12 protein-coding genes are annotated in these 18,892 nt (G+C 56.6%); 10 read left to right on the top strand and 2 right to left on the bottom strand.

Going from position 1 to position 18,892, the window contains the following annotated elements:
* The first annotated feature begins 1,123 nt into the window (after positions 1-1,123).
* The 10 genes from ACLIRY_RS20835 (at position 1,124) to ACLIRY_RS20790 (ending at position 13,121) form a co-directional block, all read left to right on the top strand.
* Positions 1,124-2,662, top strand: coding sequence for a type I restriction-modification system subunit M (locus tag ACLIRY_RS20835; protein ID WP_413207357.1), 1,539 nt, complete (start codon positions 1,124-1,126; stop codon positions 2,660-2,662).
* On the top strand, positions 2,659-3,840 hold the full coding sequence (locus tag ACLIRY_RS20830; RefSeq protein WP_413207356.1) for a restriction endonuclease subunit S: 1,182 nt from the start codon (positions 2,659-2,661) through the stop codon (positions 3,838-3,840). Before ACLIRY_RS20835 ends, ACLIRY_RS20830 begins: the two co-directional genes overlap by 4 nt.
* Entirely contained in the window at positions 3,840-4,838 is a 999-nt protein-coding gene (locus ACLIRY_RS20825) for a hypothetical protein (RefSeq protein ID WP_413207355.1), read from the top strand. Before ACLIRY_RS20830 ends, ACLIRY_RS20825 begins: the two co-directional genes overlap by 1 nt.
* A 7-nt stretch (positions 4,839-4,845) precedes the next feature.
* The gene (locus ACLIRY_RS20820) at positions 4,846-4,989 is read left to right on the top strand and encodes a hypothetical protein (RefSeq protein WP_413207354.1); all 144 of its coding nucleotides are present in this window, start codon (positions 4,846-4,848) and stop codon (positions 4,987-4,989) included.
* Positions 4,986-8,381 carry a DEAD/DEAH box helicase family protein gene (locus ACLIRY_RS20815; RefSeq protein ID WP_413207353.1) on the top strand — a complete coding sequence of 1,132 codons (3,396 nt, stop codon included), beginning with the start codon at positions 4,986-4,988 and terminating at the stop codon, positions 8,379-8,381. The genes ACLIRY_RS20820 and ACLIRY_RS20815 overlap by 4 nt, the downstream gene beginning before the upstream one ends.
* 303 nt (positions 8,382-8,684) lie before the next feature.
* The gene (locus tag ACLIRY_RS20810) at positions 8,685-10,037 is read left to right on the top strand and encodes an IS5 family transposase (RefSeq protein WP_413207352.1); all 1,353 of its coding nucleotides are present in this window, start codon (positions 8,685-8,687) and stop codon (positions 10,035-10,037) included.
* Positions 10,038-10,152: 115 nt separating this feature from the next.
* A complete protein-coding gene (locus ACLIRY_RS20805) occupies positions 10,153-10,674 on the top strand; it encodes a hypothetical protein (protein ID WP_413207351.1) in 522 nt (173 codons plus the stop codon).
* A 3-nt stretch (positions 10,675-10,677) separates the two neighbouring features.
* Positions 10,678-10,995 (top strand): hypothetical protein, encoded by a 318-nt coding sequence (locus ACLIRY_RS20800; RefSeq protein ID WP_413207350.1) that lies wholly within the window; start codon positions 10,678-10,680, stop codon positions 10,993-10,995.
* A complete protein-coding gene (locus ACLIRY_RS20795) occupies positions 10,953-11,921 on the top strand; it encodes a hypothetical protein (RefSeq protein ID WP_413207349.1) in 969 nt (322 codons plus the stop codon). Before ACLIRY_RS20800 ends, ACLIRY_RS20795 begins: the two co-directional genes overlap by 43 nt.
* On the top strand, positions 11,922-13,121 hold the full coding sequence (locus tag ACLIRY_RS20790; RefSeq protein WP_413207348.1) for a type ISP restriction/modification enzyme: 1,200 nt from the start codon (positions 11,922-11,924) through the stop codon (positions 13,119-13,121).
* A gap of 49 nt (positions 13,122-13,170) precedes the next feature.
* Here the strand turns inward: ACLIRY_RS20790 and ACLIRY_RS20785 are convergent, their stop codons facing one another.
* On the bottom strand, positions 13,171-13,923 hold the full coding sequence (locus tag ACLIRY_RS20785) for a hypothetical protein (RefSeq protein WP_413207347.1): 753 nt from the start codon (positions 13,921-13,923) through the stop codon (positions 13,171-13,173).
* 930 nt (positions 13,924-14,853) lie between these two features.
* Positions 14,854-18,840 carry an ATP-binding protein gene (locus ACLIRY_RS20780; RefSeq protein ID WP_413207346.1) on the bottom strand — a complete coding sequence of 1,329 codons (3,987 nt, stop codon included), beginning with the start codon at positions 18,838-18,840 and terminating at the stop codon, positions 14,854-14,856.
* Between the last annotated feature and the right edge of the window lie 52 nt (positions 18,841-18,892).

Here is an 18,892-nt window from a genome sequence, read left to right as displayed (position 1 = left end):
CTGCTCAAGCAGCAAGGCGTCTTTCTCCGCTTCGCTAAGTCGATATGTCCGGGGCGTTTTCATACAAAGGTTGAATCACAACCCAGGCCGTCAGCCAACCGATTTCGCCAACCCCGTGAGCAATTACTCTGGTGGGGCGAGGCCACACTAACTTAGCCACTGTCTCTATCATTTCATCGCGTTCCCGCACGCACAGCATAGGCCGTTAGCCAAATCCTGTAGTTTTGAAGAGTAAACTCGACTGTCCTGCCTTTGTTATTGTAACAAGGAGCCTTCTTCCCAGATATTTTCATTGCGACAATGCCCATAATAATACTAAAAGTCATGTAAAATTTTATTAGATCATCATGTTTTTTAATGAAACCATAATCAGCTTTACTGAAATTCCATCCCTCGCATGTCTTCACTTCATGAATATCCGCGTACGGATGGGAGTGGAAGTCCCCTAAATAAAGAAGAACGGTCGGGCTGGATAGGATGCATTCCGGGGCGCCGCGAGCCCCCAATGGGTGACGGTTGGTAGTACGGCTATGGCCTAAAAGACGGATCATGGAACAAGAAGTCGCATGGCATGGCACCGCTTCGAATTTCCAATAGCGTGCGAGAGGCGAGCCCGGGGCTGAGCTCGTCACGGGGCGGCGGGAATTGAGTTGGTGTGACGGCGCAAGATGCCACGTTTATTAGAATAAATTATTCCAATGTTCGCGCTTGTGGAACAGTGTCCATGAAGTGCCAACCTCCCATGAAATGAGGAAAAAATATGGCGGTCGAAGAGCCGAAACGCTCTTGTCGAGGAGGACGCGAGTGGTATTTCGGTGCCCGAAACGCAGAATATGCAGAGATAGAAACAAATTATTGTTGAAAAACGGTTTTTCACAACCCAGGAAAATGCTAACGGAAAATACTTTTCGAGAATGTGGGATTGCCATGCATGCTCGCCTCCCTGACAGATCCCTCTCACAGAAAATCACATGACGGGCGGTTGGAGGAGGTTTTTCGAGGTGTCCAGGTTTGCGAAAAAGATTGAGATGTAACAAAAAGTGATAGGCTGAGGCGTTGTGGGTCTCAGTTGCGCGCGCCGTCCCATGGTTCATCATTGTGTGAAAATCATAACGGATATCAAATGATTACAGGTACAATCAAAAATCAGATCGACCAGATCTGGAACGCGTTCCGGTCCGGCGGGGTCTCGAATCCCCTCTCCGTGATCGAACAACTGACTTTCCTCATGTTCATTAAGCGGCTCGACGACCTTCACACCGTCGAGGAGCGCAAGTCCGAAGACCTTGGCGCCCCCATGTCCCGCCGCATCTTCCCGGTCGGTGCCGACGACAAGGGCGAGCCTTACGACAACCTCCGCTGGTCCCGCTTCAAGCACTTCGAGGCCCGCGAGATAATGCGCATCGTCGATGAGCACGTCTTCCCCTTCCTCCGTCAATTGGGCGAGGAAGGCTCCTCCTACGGCACCCATATGAAGGACGCGCGGCTCGGCTTCTCCAACGCCAACCTGCTGGCCAAGGTCGTGCAGATGCTCGACGACATTCCCATGGACGATCGCGATACCAAGGGCGACGTCTACGAATACATGCTGAGCAAGATCGCCAGCGCGGGCACCAACGGCCAGTTCCGCACGCCCCGCCATATCATCGGGCTGATGGTCAACATCATGAAACCCCAGCCTGGCGACACCATCTGCGACCCTGCGGCGGGCACCTGTGGTTTCCTTGTCGCGGCAAGTGAATACCTGCGTGACCACTGCCCCGAGATGCTGCGCAATAAGGAACAGCGCGACCATTTCCACCGGTCCATGTTCCACGGCTTCGACTTCGACGCCACCATGCTGAGGATCGGCGCGATGAACATGACCCTGCACGGGGTCGAAAACGCCGATGTCTCCTATCGCGATAGCTTGGCCGAAGAGCACTGCACCGACGCGGGCGACTACTCCCTGATCCTGGCCAACCCGCCCTTCGCGGGTTCGCTCGACTACGACACCACGGCCAAGGATCTGCTGAAGATCGTCAAGACCAAGAAGACCGAACTGCTGTTCATGGCACTGTTCCTGCGACAGCTGCGGATCGGCGGGCGCGCGGCGGTGGTCGTTCCGGACGGGGTGCTCTTTGGCTCGTCGACGGCGCACAAGGACATTCGCCGCATGCTGGTGGAGGAGCACAAACTCGACGCCATCATCAAGCTGCCCTCGGGCGTCTTCCGCCCGTATGCCGGTGTGTCCTGCGCCATCGTGGTCTTCACCAAGACCGGCGTCGGCGGGACCGAAGGCGTCTGGTTCTACGACATGACGGCGGACGGATTCAGCCTTGATGACAAGCGCACGCCGCTGCTTGACGAGGAAAAGCTGGGGGCCTGCCCGGCGGAAACGCTGACCCCCGAGGAGCATGCGAAAAACAATCTGCCCGACATCCTCGCCCGCTGGGGCGATTGGGAGGCGGAGGCCGCGCGGCCCCGCACCGCGCAGAGCTTCGTGGTGCCCGCCGCGGACATCATCGCCACCGGCTCCTGGGACCTGTCGCTGAACCGGTATAAAGAGGTCGAGCACGAGGAGGTTAGCCACAAGGCCCCGTCCGAGATCATCGCCGAACTGCGGGCGCTGGAGGCCGAGATTGCCGAGGGGCTGGACCGGCTTGAGAGGATGCTGGGATGAGCTGGCCAGAGGTTCCCATCGGTGAAATCTTCGAAGTTGCACGCGGCGGCTCGCCGCGTCCCATCGACCAGTTCATTACTGACGATCCCGATGGTCTCAATTGGGTGATGATCGGCGACGCCACGGCTAGCGACAAGTACATCAATGAGACTAAGAAAAAAATCAGACCAGAGGGGCTCAAGAAAACTCGAGAGGTAGAACCCGGCGATTTCATCCTCTCCAACTCCATGAGCTTCGGGAAACCGTATATCATGGGGATAAAGGGCTGCATTCACGACGGATGGTTGCTCTTAAGGCCCCAGTCGGACCAGATTCACCCTGACTACTTCTACCACCTGCTGGGGTCTGAGCCGATCTATCAGAAGTTTGCTTCGCGCGCTGCGGGTGCCACGGTCAAGAACCTGAACAGCGGCATCGTCCGCGATGTAGAAATCCCCCTCCCGCCGCTGGAGGAGCAGAAGCGGATTGCGGGGATACTGGATCAGGCGGCAGAGCTCTGCCGCCTCCGCACCCGCGCCCTCGACAAACTCAACACCCTCGGCCAGGCGATCTTTCATGAGATGTTTGGGGATGTAGGGAACAATTCACTGAGCCTACCCACATCTACGGTGGGAGAACTCTGCCACCGTGTTTCGGTAGGGGTCGTGATTAAGCCTGCATCGTATTATAAGGACAATGGCATTCCGGCTATCCGAGGCACCAATATCAAGGAAACCGGGATCGACTTGACCGACTTGGTGTTCTTCTCGCCAGAGGCCAATGACGGCCCTCTCAGAAAATCGAAGGTGTCGGCTGGGGATGTGTTGGCGGTCCGGAGTGGTAGGCCCGGCTTAGCCGCTATTGTGCCATCCGAGCTTGATGGAGCTAACTGCATCGATGTTCTTATAGCCTGCCCAGATAGGACTAAACTACTTTCTGTCTACCTGCGTGACTTCTTGAACTCTTCCGACGGCAGGCAACTCGTCCTGTCTGGTAGCGTAGGACAAGTCCAAAAACACTTTAACGTAAAATCGCTGTCAGAGGCAGAAATACCGCTGCCTACCCTCGACTGTCAGCAGCGGTACGCTGATCGGGTCGCCGCGTGCGAACCGCAACGCCAAGAGCTAACGGCAGCCCTTTGCGCACAACAAGCCCTCTTCGCCTCTCTCCAGCACCGCGCTTTCCGGGGAGAACTGTAATGCGCGGTGATTTTCTGGGGGTCCAAAGTCTGCTGATCTTCGAGGTCTTCGACCCTCTGTTGTCGTTCATTGAAGAGAACGAGATCGAGGTCGAAGACCTTTGGCTGGACCTTCTCCTGTCCGCGCTACCAAGGCCAACGCCGCCAATCGAGCCGACATACCAGTCGTACAATGACGACGGTGAATTGCACCTGCCAGAAGACTTGGAGGCAAGGGCAGCGTACGAGGCTGCTTTCGAACGGTATCAAGCCGCACGGGAATTGTACATGGACGCCAGCACGGACGACGAACTCGCGCGGGATTACATCCGAAACTTTTTCGACGACGTGCCCTCGGAGTCCGCCATCGTCGAAACCCTGGAGAAGTCTTTCAAGCCCTTCGACGATGCCGGTGGCGATCAGCTGCCGAATGCGTATTTCGTTGCTGTTCAGACCTTTATCGAGAAGTTCAGCCTTCGGTACGATGTTCGCCGCCCGTCCTTCAATCGTCGGATGGCGATATATCCCACGCTGCCAGGGCTATTCACAAAGATGCTGCGAGACCTGAGGTTATCTAGCGCTCAAGATGCCGTTCTGGCCGAGCCAATGGCAGCCTTCGAGGAGACGATCCGAGATCTGCACGACGAGCGTTCGCCTCGGAAAGTGAAGCAATGCATTGCGGCACACTTCAATCTACTCGAAGCGATGCTCTCTCAGCACCCGAACATTCTATCTTACAATGCGGACGTGAAAAGTGGCACATGCCCAGGGCGAACGGCCAACACGTTTGGCGCGATGTGCGACAGGGCGGCCGTCTGGCCTCATGCTCAAGTTCTGGAATCCGCGAAGGCCCTTTATGGATTTGCGTCCGACTATCCCGGAATTCGGCACGGTGGCACACCAGCCAGCCAACTGCGCGAAGTTGATATGCGCGACCTCCTTTCGATATCTGTAATTCTGACAGGGCTTTCCCCTTACTTGAGCGCCTCCATGGATCCAGAAAAGATTTATTTGGACTGAGGATTACATGACCGCTAGCTTCACCTGTGCCGCCAAAAATCATTTCATCCAGCGGGCCAAGCGCCAGCTCGTGACCACAGAAACCATCTTTCCTATTGGGCAAGCTGTTTCAGGTGAAACGGACTTCGATTTTGAGGGGGCTGATACATGAGCCAGTTCAGTTTTCTGTCAGCGGACTTTCCACATCTCTTCAAGACGGCGAGCAAGGCCGAGACTCATGCGTTGTCCGACCCACGAGGCGCGTGCTTCTGGGCGAGGCTGACGCTGGAGACGGCGCTGAAGTGGCTCTACCGGACGGACCCGGCGCTGCGGGTGGTCTACAACGACACCCTGGCCGCGATGATCGCCGAGCCGAGCCTGCAGGCCCTGACCGGCCCCGCCATCGTCATCAAGGCCCGTTACATCAAGGACCAGGGCAACCGCGCCGCCCATGACACCGGCAAGCCGCTGAGCGCGCATGATGCCAGCGCCAGCGTCCGCGAGCTGTTCCACGTCTGCTACTGGATCGCCCGGACCTATGCCAAGATCAAGCGGCCGGACCCGGGGCTGACCTTCGACGCCGGAAAGCTGGAGAAGTCGCTGACGATCACCGCCAGCACCGTGGCGCAGATCCAGAAGGTCGAGGCGGACGCCAAGGCCGAGCGCAGACGCGCGGAGGAGGCCGAGGAAGCCCTTCGCGCCTCCGAGGAGGGGCGCGCCAAGCTGGACGCCGAACTGGACGCCGTGCGGGCGGAGATGGCCGCTCTGCGCAAGGCCAACAGCGCGGTTCAGGATGATCATGACTACGGCGAGGCCGAGACCCGCGATACCTTCATTGACCTGCTGCTGAGCGAGGCGGGCTGGGCTCTCGACCAGGAGCGGGATCGGGAGTTCGCCGTGACGGGGATGCCGAACCAGAGCGGTGACGGCTTCGTCGACTACGTGCTTTGGGGAGATGACGGAAAACCGCTGGGGCTGGTCGAGGCCAAGCGCACGAAGAAGGACAGTCGGACGGGGCAGCAACAGGCGAAGCTCTACGCGGACTGCCTGGAAAAGCGGTATGGCCGCCGCCCGGTGATCTTCACCAGCAATGGTTATGAACACTGGATCTGGGATGATCAGGCCTATCCACCGCGGCGGATCTCGGGCTTCCTAAAGAAGGATGAGTTGCAGCTGCTCCTGCAGCGCCGCGAGAACGCCCGCCCCTTGTCGAAAGTCGACGTGGACCCGGAGATCGCCGGGCGCCACTACCAGCAGCGGGCCATCCGCCGTGTGGGTGAGGCCTTCGAACGGGATGCTCAACGCAAGACTTTGCTGGTGATGGCCACGGGCAGCGGCAAGACACGGACCGTCATCGCCCTGATCGACCAGTTGATGCGGGCCAACCGGGTGAAGCGTGTACTCTTCCTCGCCGACCGGATCGCGCTAGTGAAGCAGGCCCATGGGGCGTTCAAGGCGCATCTGCCCTCGACGCCCTCGGCCAACCTGCTTGAACAGCACGACACCAAGAAGAACGATCACGCGGGGGCACGGGTCTGCCTGTCGACATATCCGACCATGATGGGGCTGATCGAGGAGAGTAAGGGGGGCGAGAAGCGCTACGGCCCTGGCCACTTCGACCTGATCGTGATCGACGAGGCGCACCGCTCGGTCTACCGAAAGTACCGGGCGATCTTCGAGTACTTCGACAGCCTCTTGGTGGGGCTGACCGCGACACCGCGCGACGAGATCGACAAGGACACCTACTCCCTGTTCGGGCTTGAGAAGGGCGTACCGACCGATGCCTACGACCTTGATGATGCCGTGGGTGACGGATACCTCGTGCCGCCGACCACGATCTCCGTGCCGCTGAAGTTCCAGCGCGATGGCATCGATTACAACCAGCTGTCCGACGAGGAAAAGGAAGCCTGGGACGCCATCGAATGGGACGAGGATGGCACGCGGCGTGACCGCGTCGAGAGCGCCGATCTGAACAAGTGGCTGTTCAACGAGGACACCGTCGAGAAGGTGCTGGAGCACCTGATGCGCAACGGTATCAAGGTGGCGGGCGGTGACCGGCTGGGCAAGACGATCATCTTCGCAAAGAACAGCAAGCACGCCCGGTTCATCGTCGACCGGTTCAACGAGAATTACCCTCACTACAAAGGGCAGTTCGCCCAGCTGATCGACTACAGCGTCAACTACGCCCAGTCGCTGATCGACGACTTCTCCGAGGCTGACAAGGCCCCGCACATCGCCGTCTCCGTGGACATGCTCGACACCGGCATCGACGTGCCGGAGGTCGTGAACCTCGTCTTCTTCAAGATCGTCAGGTCCAAGACCAAGTTCTGGCAGATGGTCGGTCGTGGCACCCGCCTGTGCCCCGATCTGTTTGGGCCGGGCGAGGATAAGCAACAGTTCGTCATCTTCGACTTCTGTCAGAACCTCGAGTTCTTCCGGGAGAACCCCAACAAGACGGATGGTCCCACGGCCAAGCCGCTCGGCGAGCGACTGTTCGGCTCGCGCGTCGAACTGATTGAGGCATTGGGGGACTCGGGCGAGCCGCACGAGGGGTTGATCAAGGACATCAAGACGCGGCTCCATGACGAGATCCTTGGTATGCCGCTGGACAACTTCATTGTCCGCGCCAAGCGTCGCAGTGTCGAGAAGTTCCGCGACCCGAAGGCCTGGAACGATCTTTCCCTCGATGATCGCCTGACCTTGATCGAGGAGGTCGCCGGGTTGCCAACCGCCTTTGAGGACGGCAATCTTTCCGCCAAGCAGTTCGACCTGCTCATGTTGACCGCGCAGCTTGAGCTTTTGAAGCAGACGGGAGCCTTCGCGCGATTGCAGATGCGGATCATCAGCTTTGCCTCGGCGCTGGAAGGCATGGACAACGTGCCCCTGGTCGCGAAAGAGATGGAGCTGATCCTCGACATCCAGACCGACGCCTTCTGGGAGGACATCACCCCCGAGATCCTGGAGACCGTGCGCCGCCGCCTTCGCCACTTGGCCGAGTTGATCAAGCCGGAGGAGCGCAAGGTCGTCATCACCGACTTCGAGGATGACATTGGAACGGGGACGGAAGTCACCATGCCGGAGGTGGGGAGCGGCGTGGACAAGGCGCGCTTCAAGATGAAGGTCCGACGGTTCATTGACGCTCATCAAGACCATATCACCCTGATCAAGGTTCGCCGTGGCGAGGCCCTGACGAAGCAGGACCTCGAAGAACTGCAGCGCATCCTCATCGAACAGGAGATCGCTGACGACACCCTTATCGCTGGACTCGACGAGGAAGGCGGTCTTGGGCGCTTCCTGCGCTCCCTGACCGGTCTGGACAAGGTTGCCGCCAAGGACGCCTTCAGCGCGTTCGTGGCCCGTCACCAGCTGAACGCCGATCAGGTTGAGTTTCTCGACCTCGTGATTGATAGCCTGACCGAAGAGGGCTACGTGGACCCGACCAGATTTTATGAGAGCCCCTTCACCGATTTAAACGATTTGGGTATCGCCGGGATATTTGATCGTGATCAGGCACAGGAGATCATCCAGATTGTTCGCGGGCTGAACGATGCGGTAGCGGCATGAGAATTCTGCCATGATGGGCGTGGACAACCTTGGCGCCGGGAAAAACGCGCGGCTACGTTATCCTGCCCGTGGTCATCCCGTCACACCTGTCACACCTGTCACCGGACGAAGCCCTGAAAGATAAATCGTCGCCTGTGAAGAAGGCGGCAGCCTAGGAGATCTGCGGGTTTGAGAGTTTCTTGAAGTAACGGGAATTGCCGGAAAACGCGTTTGGAGCGCCAAAACCTTGCAAAAGGATTTGGCGCTTTTCCTGTTTCCAGGATCGTGATTCCATGGACTGGAAGGCGGCGAAGGAGGTTCGGGGTGCGTCCACGCAAGCGGAGTTCAAAAAGCCAGGGAGAGCTTTTTCGGTCCAGCCTGGAACAGATCATCGACATGGGCCACGCGCTGGTGAAGCTGGCCGATCGGATCGAGTGGTCCTTCTTCGATGAGCGGTTTTCGGCCAGCTACGCGGAAACCGGACGCCCTGGCATTCCGACGCGGTTGATGGTGGGGCTACATCTTCTGAAGCACATGTACGACCTGTCTGACGAAGGGGTCTGCGACCGGTGGGTCCATGATCCGTATTTCCAGTATTTTTGTGGCGAGACGTTCTTTCAGCACCGCCTGCCTATGGATCGCAGCTCCATGACGAATTGGCGGGCGCGGATCGGTCCCGACGCGCTGGCGAGCCTCGTCCAAGAAAGTCTGGCGACAGCCCATCGAACGGGCGCCCTTCGGGCCAATGACATGAAACAGATCACCGTCGATACAACGGTGCAGCCCAAGGCGGTCACCTTTCCAACGGACGCCAAGCTGATGTCGCGGGCCCGGGAAAAGCTGGTGGGTCTGGCCAAGGAATGGGGAGTTTCCCTCCGCCAGAGCTATGTCCGGGTGGGCAAGGCCGCTCAGATCAAGCAAGGCCGTTACCGGCACGCCAAGCAGCACAAACGTGCCCGGCGGGAAATGCGCAAGATCAAGACGTTCCTTGGCCGCGTCATTCGCGACATCCAGCGCAAGATCGCGGGAAATCAAGCCCTGGAGGACGTCTTCCGCCGTCCCTTGTGGTTGGCCGAACGGGTGATGACCCAGCAACGCCGGGATCCCTTGCCCAAGGTTTATTCCCTCCACGCGCCGGAGGTGGAATGTATCGGCAAGGGCAAAGCCCACAAACCCTATGAATTCGGCTGCAAGGTGACCGTGGCGACGACCAACGCCCGCTCTCCGGGTGGCCAATTCGTCACCCACATCGACGCCCTGCACGGCAACCCCCACGATGGCCACACACTGAAAGCCGCCGTGGCGGCCAGCGAGGCTTGGTCCGGAGTAACCGTCGAGAAAGTCTATGTGGACAAGGGGTGTCGCGGCCACGGCATGGACCGCTTCATGGTTTGGATGTCCGGCCAGAAGGCCCCGACATCGACCATCCGCAAGCGCTTGAAGCGCCGAAGCGCCATTGAACCGGTAATCGGCCATCTGAAGAGCGACGGACGATTGGACCGAAACTTCCTTCAGGGCAAGGATGGAGACCGCATCAACGCCATCCTCACTGGCGCCGGACATAACTTCCGCCTCATTCTGGCGTGGCTGGCACATTTGTGCGCCTGGATTCTGGAACTGGCCCGGATGTTCTTCCCTCTCTTCGGAATGGAAAAGCCGCTCCAAGCCGTGGCTTGAAGCGCTGAACACCACCCTTTTTCACGGGAGACTAAATCGCACCTATCCAGTGGTGTGGCAGGTTCTCCAGGCCCTGCGCCCCCACGATGACCGCTTTGACTCACACATCAATAAAATGGAATTCGACGGCCCGGATCCGCGTCGGATGGAAGTGATCGCCGTCACTGATAAAATCCACCGCCCGGCCATGCCCGCCGCCAGTGCCGTTCCGTCCGGCAAGGGGAGTTTCTCGATTGGAAGCACGGCACCGAAACCGGGAGCGGATGGTCTGACCCAGGGGGAGTTCCATTTCGAGGTCGGCGAGATGGAGCGCGCGATTTACTCTAAAGTGGTGGAAAAATGCGGCAACCGCCACCACTGGGAGGACTGGGCATCCGATATCGCGAAAATCGCCCGCACGCACATAACCCGTATTACCGGTATCCTCGATAACCCCGAGAATACCCGCGAGCGGGAGGCCTTCGCCGGTTTTTCCGAGGAATTACGCGATGACCTCAACGACAGCATTACCGATGCCGAAATTATTGAAATGTTGGCCCAGCACCTGATCACCAAACCGGTGTTCGATGCCCTATTCGACGACTACAGCTTCGCCAGCCACAATCCGATTTCCCAGGCCATGCAGGCCACCTTGTAAGTCTTGCAGGAGCACCGGCTGGACAGCGAGGCCGATACTCTCGAACGCTTTTACGATAGTGTCCGCCGCCGGGCCCAGGGTCTACAAACGCTGGAGGGAAAGCAACATATCGTCGTGGAACTCTACGACAAGTTTTTCCGCAATGCCTTCCCCCGCATGACCGACCGATTGGGGATTGTTTATACCCCGGTGGAGGTCGTCGATTTTATTATCCATAGTGTGGACCATCTGTTGCGCCAGGAGTTAATCAGACGCTCGGCAGTACTGACGTTCATATCATGGATCCCTTTACGGGAACCGGCACTTTTATCACCCGCCTGATGAGCAGCGGCCTGCTGACGCCCGAGGAATTGCGGGAAAAATATCGGGGGCAAATTCACGCCAACGAAATCGTCCTGCTGGCCTACTACATCGCGGCGATTAATATCGAGGCGGTCTATCACGGGATCGTTGGCGGGGACTACGAGCCCTTTCCGGGCATCTGCCTTACCGATACCTTCCAGCTTTACGAGAAGGACGACTTAGTCAGCAAATTACTGGTCGACAACAGTGCCCGACGCGTGCGGCAAAAGTCACTGGATATTCGGGTAATCGTTGGCAACCCGTCCTACTCGGTGGGACAGGACAGTGCAAACGATAATAACGCAAATGTCGGCTACCCGACCTTGGATGAATCCATCCGTTCCACCTACGCCGCGCGGTCCCGCGCGACGAATAAGAATGCCCTCTACGACAGCTATATTCGCGCCCTCCGGTGGGCATCGGACCGCATCGGAGAAAGCGGTATCATTGGCTTCGTTACCAACGCCGGGTTTATCGAAGCCAACACGGCGGATGGTCTGCGCTACTGCCTCGCTGAGGAATTCAGCAGCCTCTATATTTTTCACCTGCGGGGAAATCAACGTACCTCGGGCGAACTGTCTCGCAAGGAAGGCGGGAAAATATTCGGCAGCGGCAGCCGAGCGCCCATCGCCATTTCTATCCTGGTCAAAAATCCCGAAGCCACCCAACGGGGACAGATTTTCTACCACGACATCGGGGATTATCTCTCCCGGGAAGAAAAGCTCGAACGGGTCCAGGCCTTCGGCGGCATCGCGGGAATCACCCAGGCGAATGGCTGGCGGCATATTCTCCCCGACGACCATGGGGATTGGTTGAAACAGCGGGATGATAGTTTAGGGACCCACTGGTTGCTGGGGGATAAGGGGGGAGCGGAAAAAACGCTCTTCACCAGCTATTCCGCCTGAGTGAAAACCCAGCGCGATGCTTGGTGCTACAACGCCTCTCGAGCTACCGTCGCAACCAATATTAAGAAAACCGTCACCGTCTATAACGACGTGGTGGATCGCCTTATGACCGAATATCCCGGCCTGGATAAAAAATCCCGGGAAGCGGTCATGGATAACGTGATCACGACGGATCCAACGAAAATCAGTTGGACGAGTTCCCTACGCCAGGGTTTGGTTAATAGCAGAAAAGTCTCGTTTGACGAATCAAGCCTGTGTAGTTCGTTATACCGCCCCTTCAACAAAGAGTGGCTGTATTTTAACAGATCACTCAACGAGCGCGTCTACCAAATGCCACGCCTCTTCCCATATGCGGAGGCTGAAAATTTATTGATCGTTATCAAGCAAAGATTGAATAATAATGGAAATTTTTCCTTGATGACGGATCACTTAATCGAACTCCAAACAGATGGTGGGACTCAGTGCTTCCCTTTGTATCTTTACGAGCCGATTAAATCCGAAACTACTCCCAAAAGCGGCATGGAAGATCTTTTCGCGGAGGCTGGAGAAATGGCCGCTGCCGAAGCGCAGGGCTACAGACGCCGTGATGCCATCACCGACGAAGGCTTGGCGCATTTTCAAGACGCCTACCCAGACGAAAAAATCACCAAAGAAGACTTATTCTACTACGTCTACGGCCTGCTGCATTCCCCGGACTACCGCGCCCGGTTCGCCGATAACCTGAGTAAGGAACTCCCGCGTATTCCCAGCGTTCAAGTCGCCGCCGACTTCTGGGCATTTTCTAAGGCAGGGCGGGCCCTCGGGGATTTGCATGTGAACTACGAAGCGGCGCCCCAATATGCCGGTGTCACCATTACCGGAGAATCTGATGGCGTGAGCTACCGGGTCGAAAAAATGCGCTATGGCGGCAAGGGCGGAAAGGACAAATCCATCTTGCACTACAACGGCGCGATCACCGTGTCCGGTATCCCGCTCGATGCTTACGACTATGTGGTTAACGGAAAGTCGGCGTTGGACTGGGTGGTGGAACGTCAACGCGTCAAAGTCGACAAAGCCAGCGGCATTGTGAACGACGCCAACGATTGGGCTACCGAGACCATGAACAACCCCCGTTACCCCCTGGACCTCTTTTTACGGCTCATCACCGTCAGCTTGGAAACTTTGGCCATCGTGCGGACCTTGCCCAAGCTGGAGATTTAATGGAACCGCTGTCGTCGCGAGCAATCGAGCGGGATGAGACGATTGGAATTTAATCCCGACGGTGCGGTTTACGAGGTGTGGCCTTAACGGGCTTAACACGAGACAACGGGAAATACTCTGGTCGATATTTCAGGGTTGGCAAAACACCCGACAGCCATGAGTTTTTTTCCAATACTGATTGAATTCGCGGGTTCGACATAGTGTGCCTCTTGAACAGAGGAGAACAGAGATAGTCTCTTATATACTTGGGGCGGTTGGATTTGGACTCGATCTTTGCGATATAGGCTGCGTACTTAAGAACTTTTAGATAGTACCACATTAAGCCGGACCCCTCCAAATCCTCAAGTGTCGAGGGACGAATGAGTAAGGATGGGTTGGCCTTACATCTGTGTATGCAGTTTTGTTTGAGCCAATCGAGTATCTTTAGCCAATCGGCCTCAATGTCCTTACACAATGAAAAGCTGTTTCTTTTCTTCTTGTAATCCAGCAGTGCGAGAACATGATAGTGAGGGTTCGCGCTCTCCCCTTGCTCCCGAGTAACCACGTAGTGGAAGAGAATACCTTTCGCTTCCATCCGGCTCCTCGCGTTTCTCATTAGTTTTCCGATTTGTTCGTTACTCCCGGAGGCCTTATAGGCCGCAGGGTAACGAACGTCGAAACGGATGATGCGAACTCTCTTGCAGTGGAAGAGCATGTCGTCCATGCGCTCGATTATCTTAAGCAGTATCTTCTGGCTAAATTCCTTCGAAGAGCGCATACGCTCGATGAGCTTATGAAAGATCTCCGGCGTGATTTCCTCCAAGACGTAATTCTCGAGTTGTCCGCCTAATAAAGTCCTCTGCCTCTTTCCTGTGACACACTTCATCTCAGTAACACCGTGTTTAAAAGTCTATTACAACAAAGGTCTTCATGGGAACCTATAGAGATGGAAGAGGGGGTGGAGTACAGGGAGTACATTCATGCATTCCAGGCAGTGCATGTGTGAGCATATAAATACTACTATATACCCCCGCCCTCTCCAGACTCTCTTCCGTGGAATTCCCGTATGCGAGACCTTGATCGGGAGGAAAAAAAAGATTGGCGCCAGGAGGTGGGCGAGGGAGACGACCCGCGGGCCTCGCCTCCCACCGCGCACCTCAATGGACGACTATCTTTTCCGCGACGGTGCGCTTGGCGACGGGCGCGGAACGGGTCTCGGGGGATTGTTTTTTCCCGTCGGGGAGTCATGGGGCTTTGCAAGAGCGGGGATATTCCCCTGAGCGAGGAATTCATCTCCGCCTTCCGCAATGCGACAGATCCAATCATAGGGAGTTTCGGTTACGACGCGCTTGCGACCAATGGTCACGCTCGTCGGCCCCTTTCCGGCCTTGGCAAGCTTGTAATAGTAGGATCGCGAGATGGCGGCCTGCCGACAAAACTCTTTGATGCTCAAGTAAACGTTATTCATGGGGGGCTCCTCTCCATGAAGTTGAAGATACTGAGCATTTACCGTGCCCGATGCCCCCCGAAGGCCACAGGAGTATATCGACGTCCACACATGATTAAATTAGCTCAAATTTTTGAGTAAAACTGGGGGTCTTCAGTAAGTATTATTTACCATCGCTATCATTCTATAAATTCTAGAGGGGCACCGAGGAGAGGTGGGATCTTTTTTGCACCTCATATTAAAACGAATAATACTTTAATGAATAATCGAAATGGGATGGAGCGATATACTCCCCGCTTTAAAATATTAATCGAACGAGGCTGTGGCGCTGGCTGATTTGAATATCACTCCGTGTACTCTAAGAATATCGTTGACCATGGGAACGTTCGGCACTGGCAGGGAGCTCCCGGGAAATTGCACATACTCTCCTTCGCCAAAAAGGCCAACGTTTTCAAGGTAGTGTATGTTTTCGTGGCCCGGCATCGCCTTTCCTAGCCGCTTGAGAAACCCTCTGCGCTGAGGGAAAGCGGGATCATCTTGCACAAACACGGCCACGATGCGGCCGACCAAGGAATTCGGACCAGCGGGAGCGGGACCAATAAGAACATGGTGGCCGTCCCTGGCTAAGGGGAAAGCACCATCCCCGACCACCCGAGCGACGCACGTCGCTTGGTCGAGGATTTGCGAGCGATTGGTTTGGATTGCTTCGTCTGAACCACGACCGGGTTGTGCGTTATCAAATAGGACGCCAATAATCTTGAGTACGCGGGACGTGGCCTGCATCACAAAATGCGTCGGGGGCACGTTGGCGGTCGATTGAAGGGTTTCCAGCACGATGCGAGCTCGATCGTCTCGATTGATAGCGATGCGGCGCGCATAGGTTCTACCGGCGGTCTGAACCACGGCTAGATCTCCGCGGTTTGGTTGTTCGTCCAGGGAGACGATAAGGGTTTGCCCTTGGAGGGCGACCATTCCCAAAGTGTTGGTCCTGAGTGTGTATAGGGCGATCTGGCCCAACCCATCCAACTGGAACGTAGCCGTTTCCGCTTCCAGGTCGGGGAGAGCGGTCCCCACGTCGTGCGCGGCTAAATGGCCCACTATGGGGAAATTTGAATTCGTCGAGGTCATGGCTGTGGGAGGTGTGGGAGCTCCGGCTCCCGCCAATAAATCTCCCTCGTCTGGCGGTAATCGCCGCATGTGCCTTGCATAGGTGTTCCAGCAAGCGTCAATCGCTTTCAGCACCGTGTCAAAGTGGTCCGCCACGACCGCAGCTTCGCCCGGTGTTATTTGCTCCGCCAGCCTATGGTGGGCATTGTTAATAATGGTGCGAAAATCGGCACCTGGTTGAAGGCACCGCATTTCCACGAGATTGCCAAAGGGTTCGTGGGTAAAGGGCTGCTCCCCATTCTTCCGCGCCTGAGAAATCCTGCCCAGAAGGTCGTTTAGCGCCGGGTCATGAAGAACTTGCGGATCGTCGCCAAGGAGGTCCCACAGTCGGGTCTCGATGCGAACGCGCACGGGGGTGACGAACTGACGAGAGAGGTCAGGATCATTTTGATTGGCTTGCCAACGGCGGAAGATTTCCCTGACTCCATCCGTTAACCTCCTTATGTCCGCTGTCGGCTTGGAGCGTGAAATTGCCGAGAATTCGACCGCATCCACTCGTGGAGCTCCCGCACCCATGGCCTTAACGCGCTTTTCCACCGAAGCCAGGAAGCCAAAATCATTGCTGGCGATCAGTGGATTAATCCCTGCCTCAAGCATTTTGGGAACAGCCGATGCCATATTGGCCACGTTAGCGGGATCAAGTAGATCCTGGGCATCGTCCATTAGCAGGCACGAAATGCCACCAGAGCTCGCCCAGATTTGCTCCCAGAGTGCCAACACGAACGACCACAGGAAGGCACGTAGTGCAGAAGCGTTCATAATGTGATGGGCAGCGACTCTATGTTTGCCGTTGGCGGCCAACAGTGTGAACGCTTCAACCCGATCCGGGTCAAGGCCCGCGTAGGATGGAGCTCCGTTAAACTGCGCTCGGTATATCAGCGCGGCCCAGTAGGCTGCGCGGACATTTAAACGCTCGATAAGGCCGCTCACCTGTTGATGGACCAAGTTTGGTAACGCGATGAAGGGGTGGATGGCCCTCGCTGCCCGGGCGAGCTCATTTATCCGCACCTGCCTCCCCTCCCAAAATTTACATTTCACCTCAATCTGCTCAACTTGACCTCGGACGGCGCGGAAGGACGTGGAGGACTGTGCGAAGCGCAGCAAGACCGATATCTGTTCTTTTAGGGGCTTACGGATCGCTTCGTGTTCCTCCGGGCCTTGAGCTTCGATCAGCGTCCTCTTAATGGCCTGCTCAATAAAATCGGCATTTGCAGCCCGATATCGAGCCATGCGTATGGCACGTTCAATGTTCCCCAAGATTTTGCGCAGCCCCTCCTTGTCGGGGATGATATCCGGCAAGCCGGTATCGCGGGCTCTCGGCATGGGCACCGCATTGGCAATTGCGGAAGACCAGATATTGGCGACATGTTTTCCCAAGGGTTGCATGCTTTGTGGCATGTCGGTGCCGAAAAGCTCATTGGTAAGCGCATTGCCATATAGCCCAAGGGTGGAATCCGGGAGGGGTGATGTGGCGAACTCCCTCAGCCCCTCCGGTAATTGCGTGACAAATTCCCGTGCCTTATCGCGTTCCCATTCTTTGGCGGTTTTAAGTGCGGCGGCATCAGCGGAACGGCACTTTTCCAGTGCGTCTAATACACTCATATCCAAGAGGGCGTCCGCTGGGATATGGGGCTCCTTATTGAGTTCGGTTCCACAAACGGGGCAAGCGAGGATTGGCTGATCTGGGTGATGTTCGTCGTGCCATTTCGCCACGAGTCCATAGAGCCGGATCCGGTCCGCTCTCCGTGTGTCACCCAAGCCTTTATCGATTTGGCCAGCTTCGATGATAACGGCTGTGATCTGCTCCTCCGCAGTCGCGAGATCAGCCTCGGTTAGTTCTTTCAGCCTTATCGCTTTGCTCCACGTGGGGAGCGCCTTGATCGCCTGTCCGCCAATGAGTTCGCTTGCCTTGTTAATGTCGTTGTTGAATCGTTGAAGATCGGCTTCAGCGCGGTGTTGAGGCACTGTGCCAAGGAGTGCCTTCGCATCAACCCTGGCTGCCTCTTCTGCGGTACCAAGAACCTTCTTGGCTTCCGCGATACCCTGCTTCCAGATATCCGGTGAATTTATATTCGGTCCTACGACCATATCTAACGCAGGAACGCTGGTATGGGCTTCGAGTAGATTTTTCAGCGTGACGATTTGATTCTGTATATCCGTCGCCGCATCGTCGCGCTCCGTGGTCGCGGCCCTGGTGAATTTTTTGGTGAGCCGATCATGGACGATTTCGCATCGCGCGCCGAAGGCCGCTAACGGACGGAGGCCAGTCAAAGTCGCTACCGCCTGTGATAAACTGGTTTTATCATCAAAACGCATGGCGGCTGCTATGGCGGGCATGATCGTTCCCGCCTGAAGCGCTAAGTCACCAAGGCCTAAATCCCCCAGTCCAGAGATTTGAACGTCAAGCTTGCCTCTGGGGAGTGGAATCAGTCTGCGTTCCACTTCAACCACGCGGGTGGGGTCGATAATCGACTGAAGGGTTAATCTTACCCAGGTATCGATTTTTGGCGTCCCGCCCACGAGGGCAAGTTCTTCGTCGGTAGGAACAGGCACCAAGGGCGGCATCTTGAACGTGCTCGGTATAGCTCCCGACAATCCGTTATCCGGCTGCACCTGAACGTTGATTTGATTGTAAGGGGGCGAGGGTAACGCTTGTGAGTGGTGCACAATTCCTGTCAGGCACCAGCACACGGCATTGAGCAACGATGTCTTCCCCGCGCCATTGAAACCGCGAAATAGAGTAACGTCACCCGCGATTACGTGGGAGAAGGGATCTGGATCTTTGCCTTCACTCCCACAGTGTCGGTGCAATCCCCGAAATCGGTGCGCTTCGATTTTAGTTAATCGCCACTGTTGGCGCCCTTGCGCGGCCATCAATGGCATGGCGGGAGGCGTATAAGGTTGACCCAGCGCGTTAATAAGTTGGTCAACCTCACCTTCGCTGATTGAAGCGACTTTGTCGGGATTCCAGTAGGACATGCGGTTGCGATTGTAAAATGCCAATAGGGAACGGCTATCGGGATTATCGAGCACGAATTGTCCGCCTTCCGAAAGCGTGACGGCCTCCCCCCCGATTAAAACGGCAACGACCTCGTCCAGAGATAATTCCGAAAGTCCCCTCGCCATCGTGACGCCCTCTGCATTTTATGGGAACCAACCCGAATGGTGAAGTTGGAGA

It is taken from the genome of Rhodospirillum sp. A1_3_36 (assembly GCF_047263945.1).
In the GTDB taxonomy this organism is placed as follows: domain Bacteria; phylum Pseudomonadota; class Alphaproteobacteria; order Rhodospirillales; family Rhodospirillaceae; genus Rhodospirillum.
Note: the sequence above shows the minus strand (reverse complement) of the source record. Positions and strands in the feature narration are given on the sequence as shown.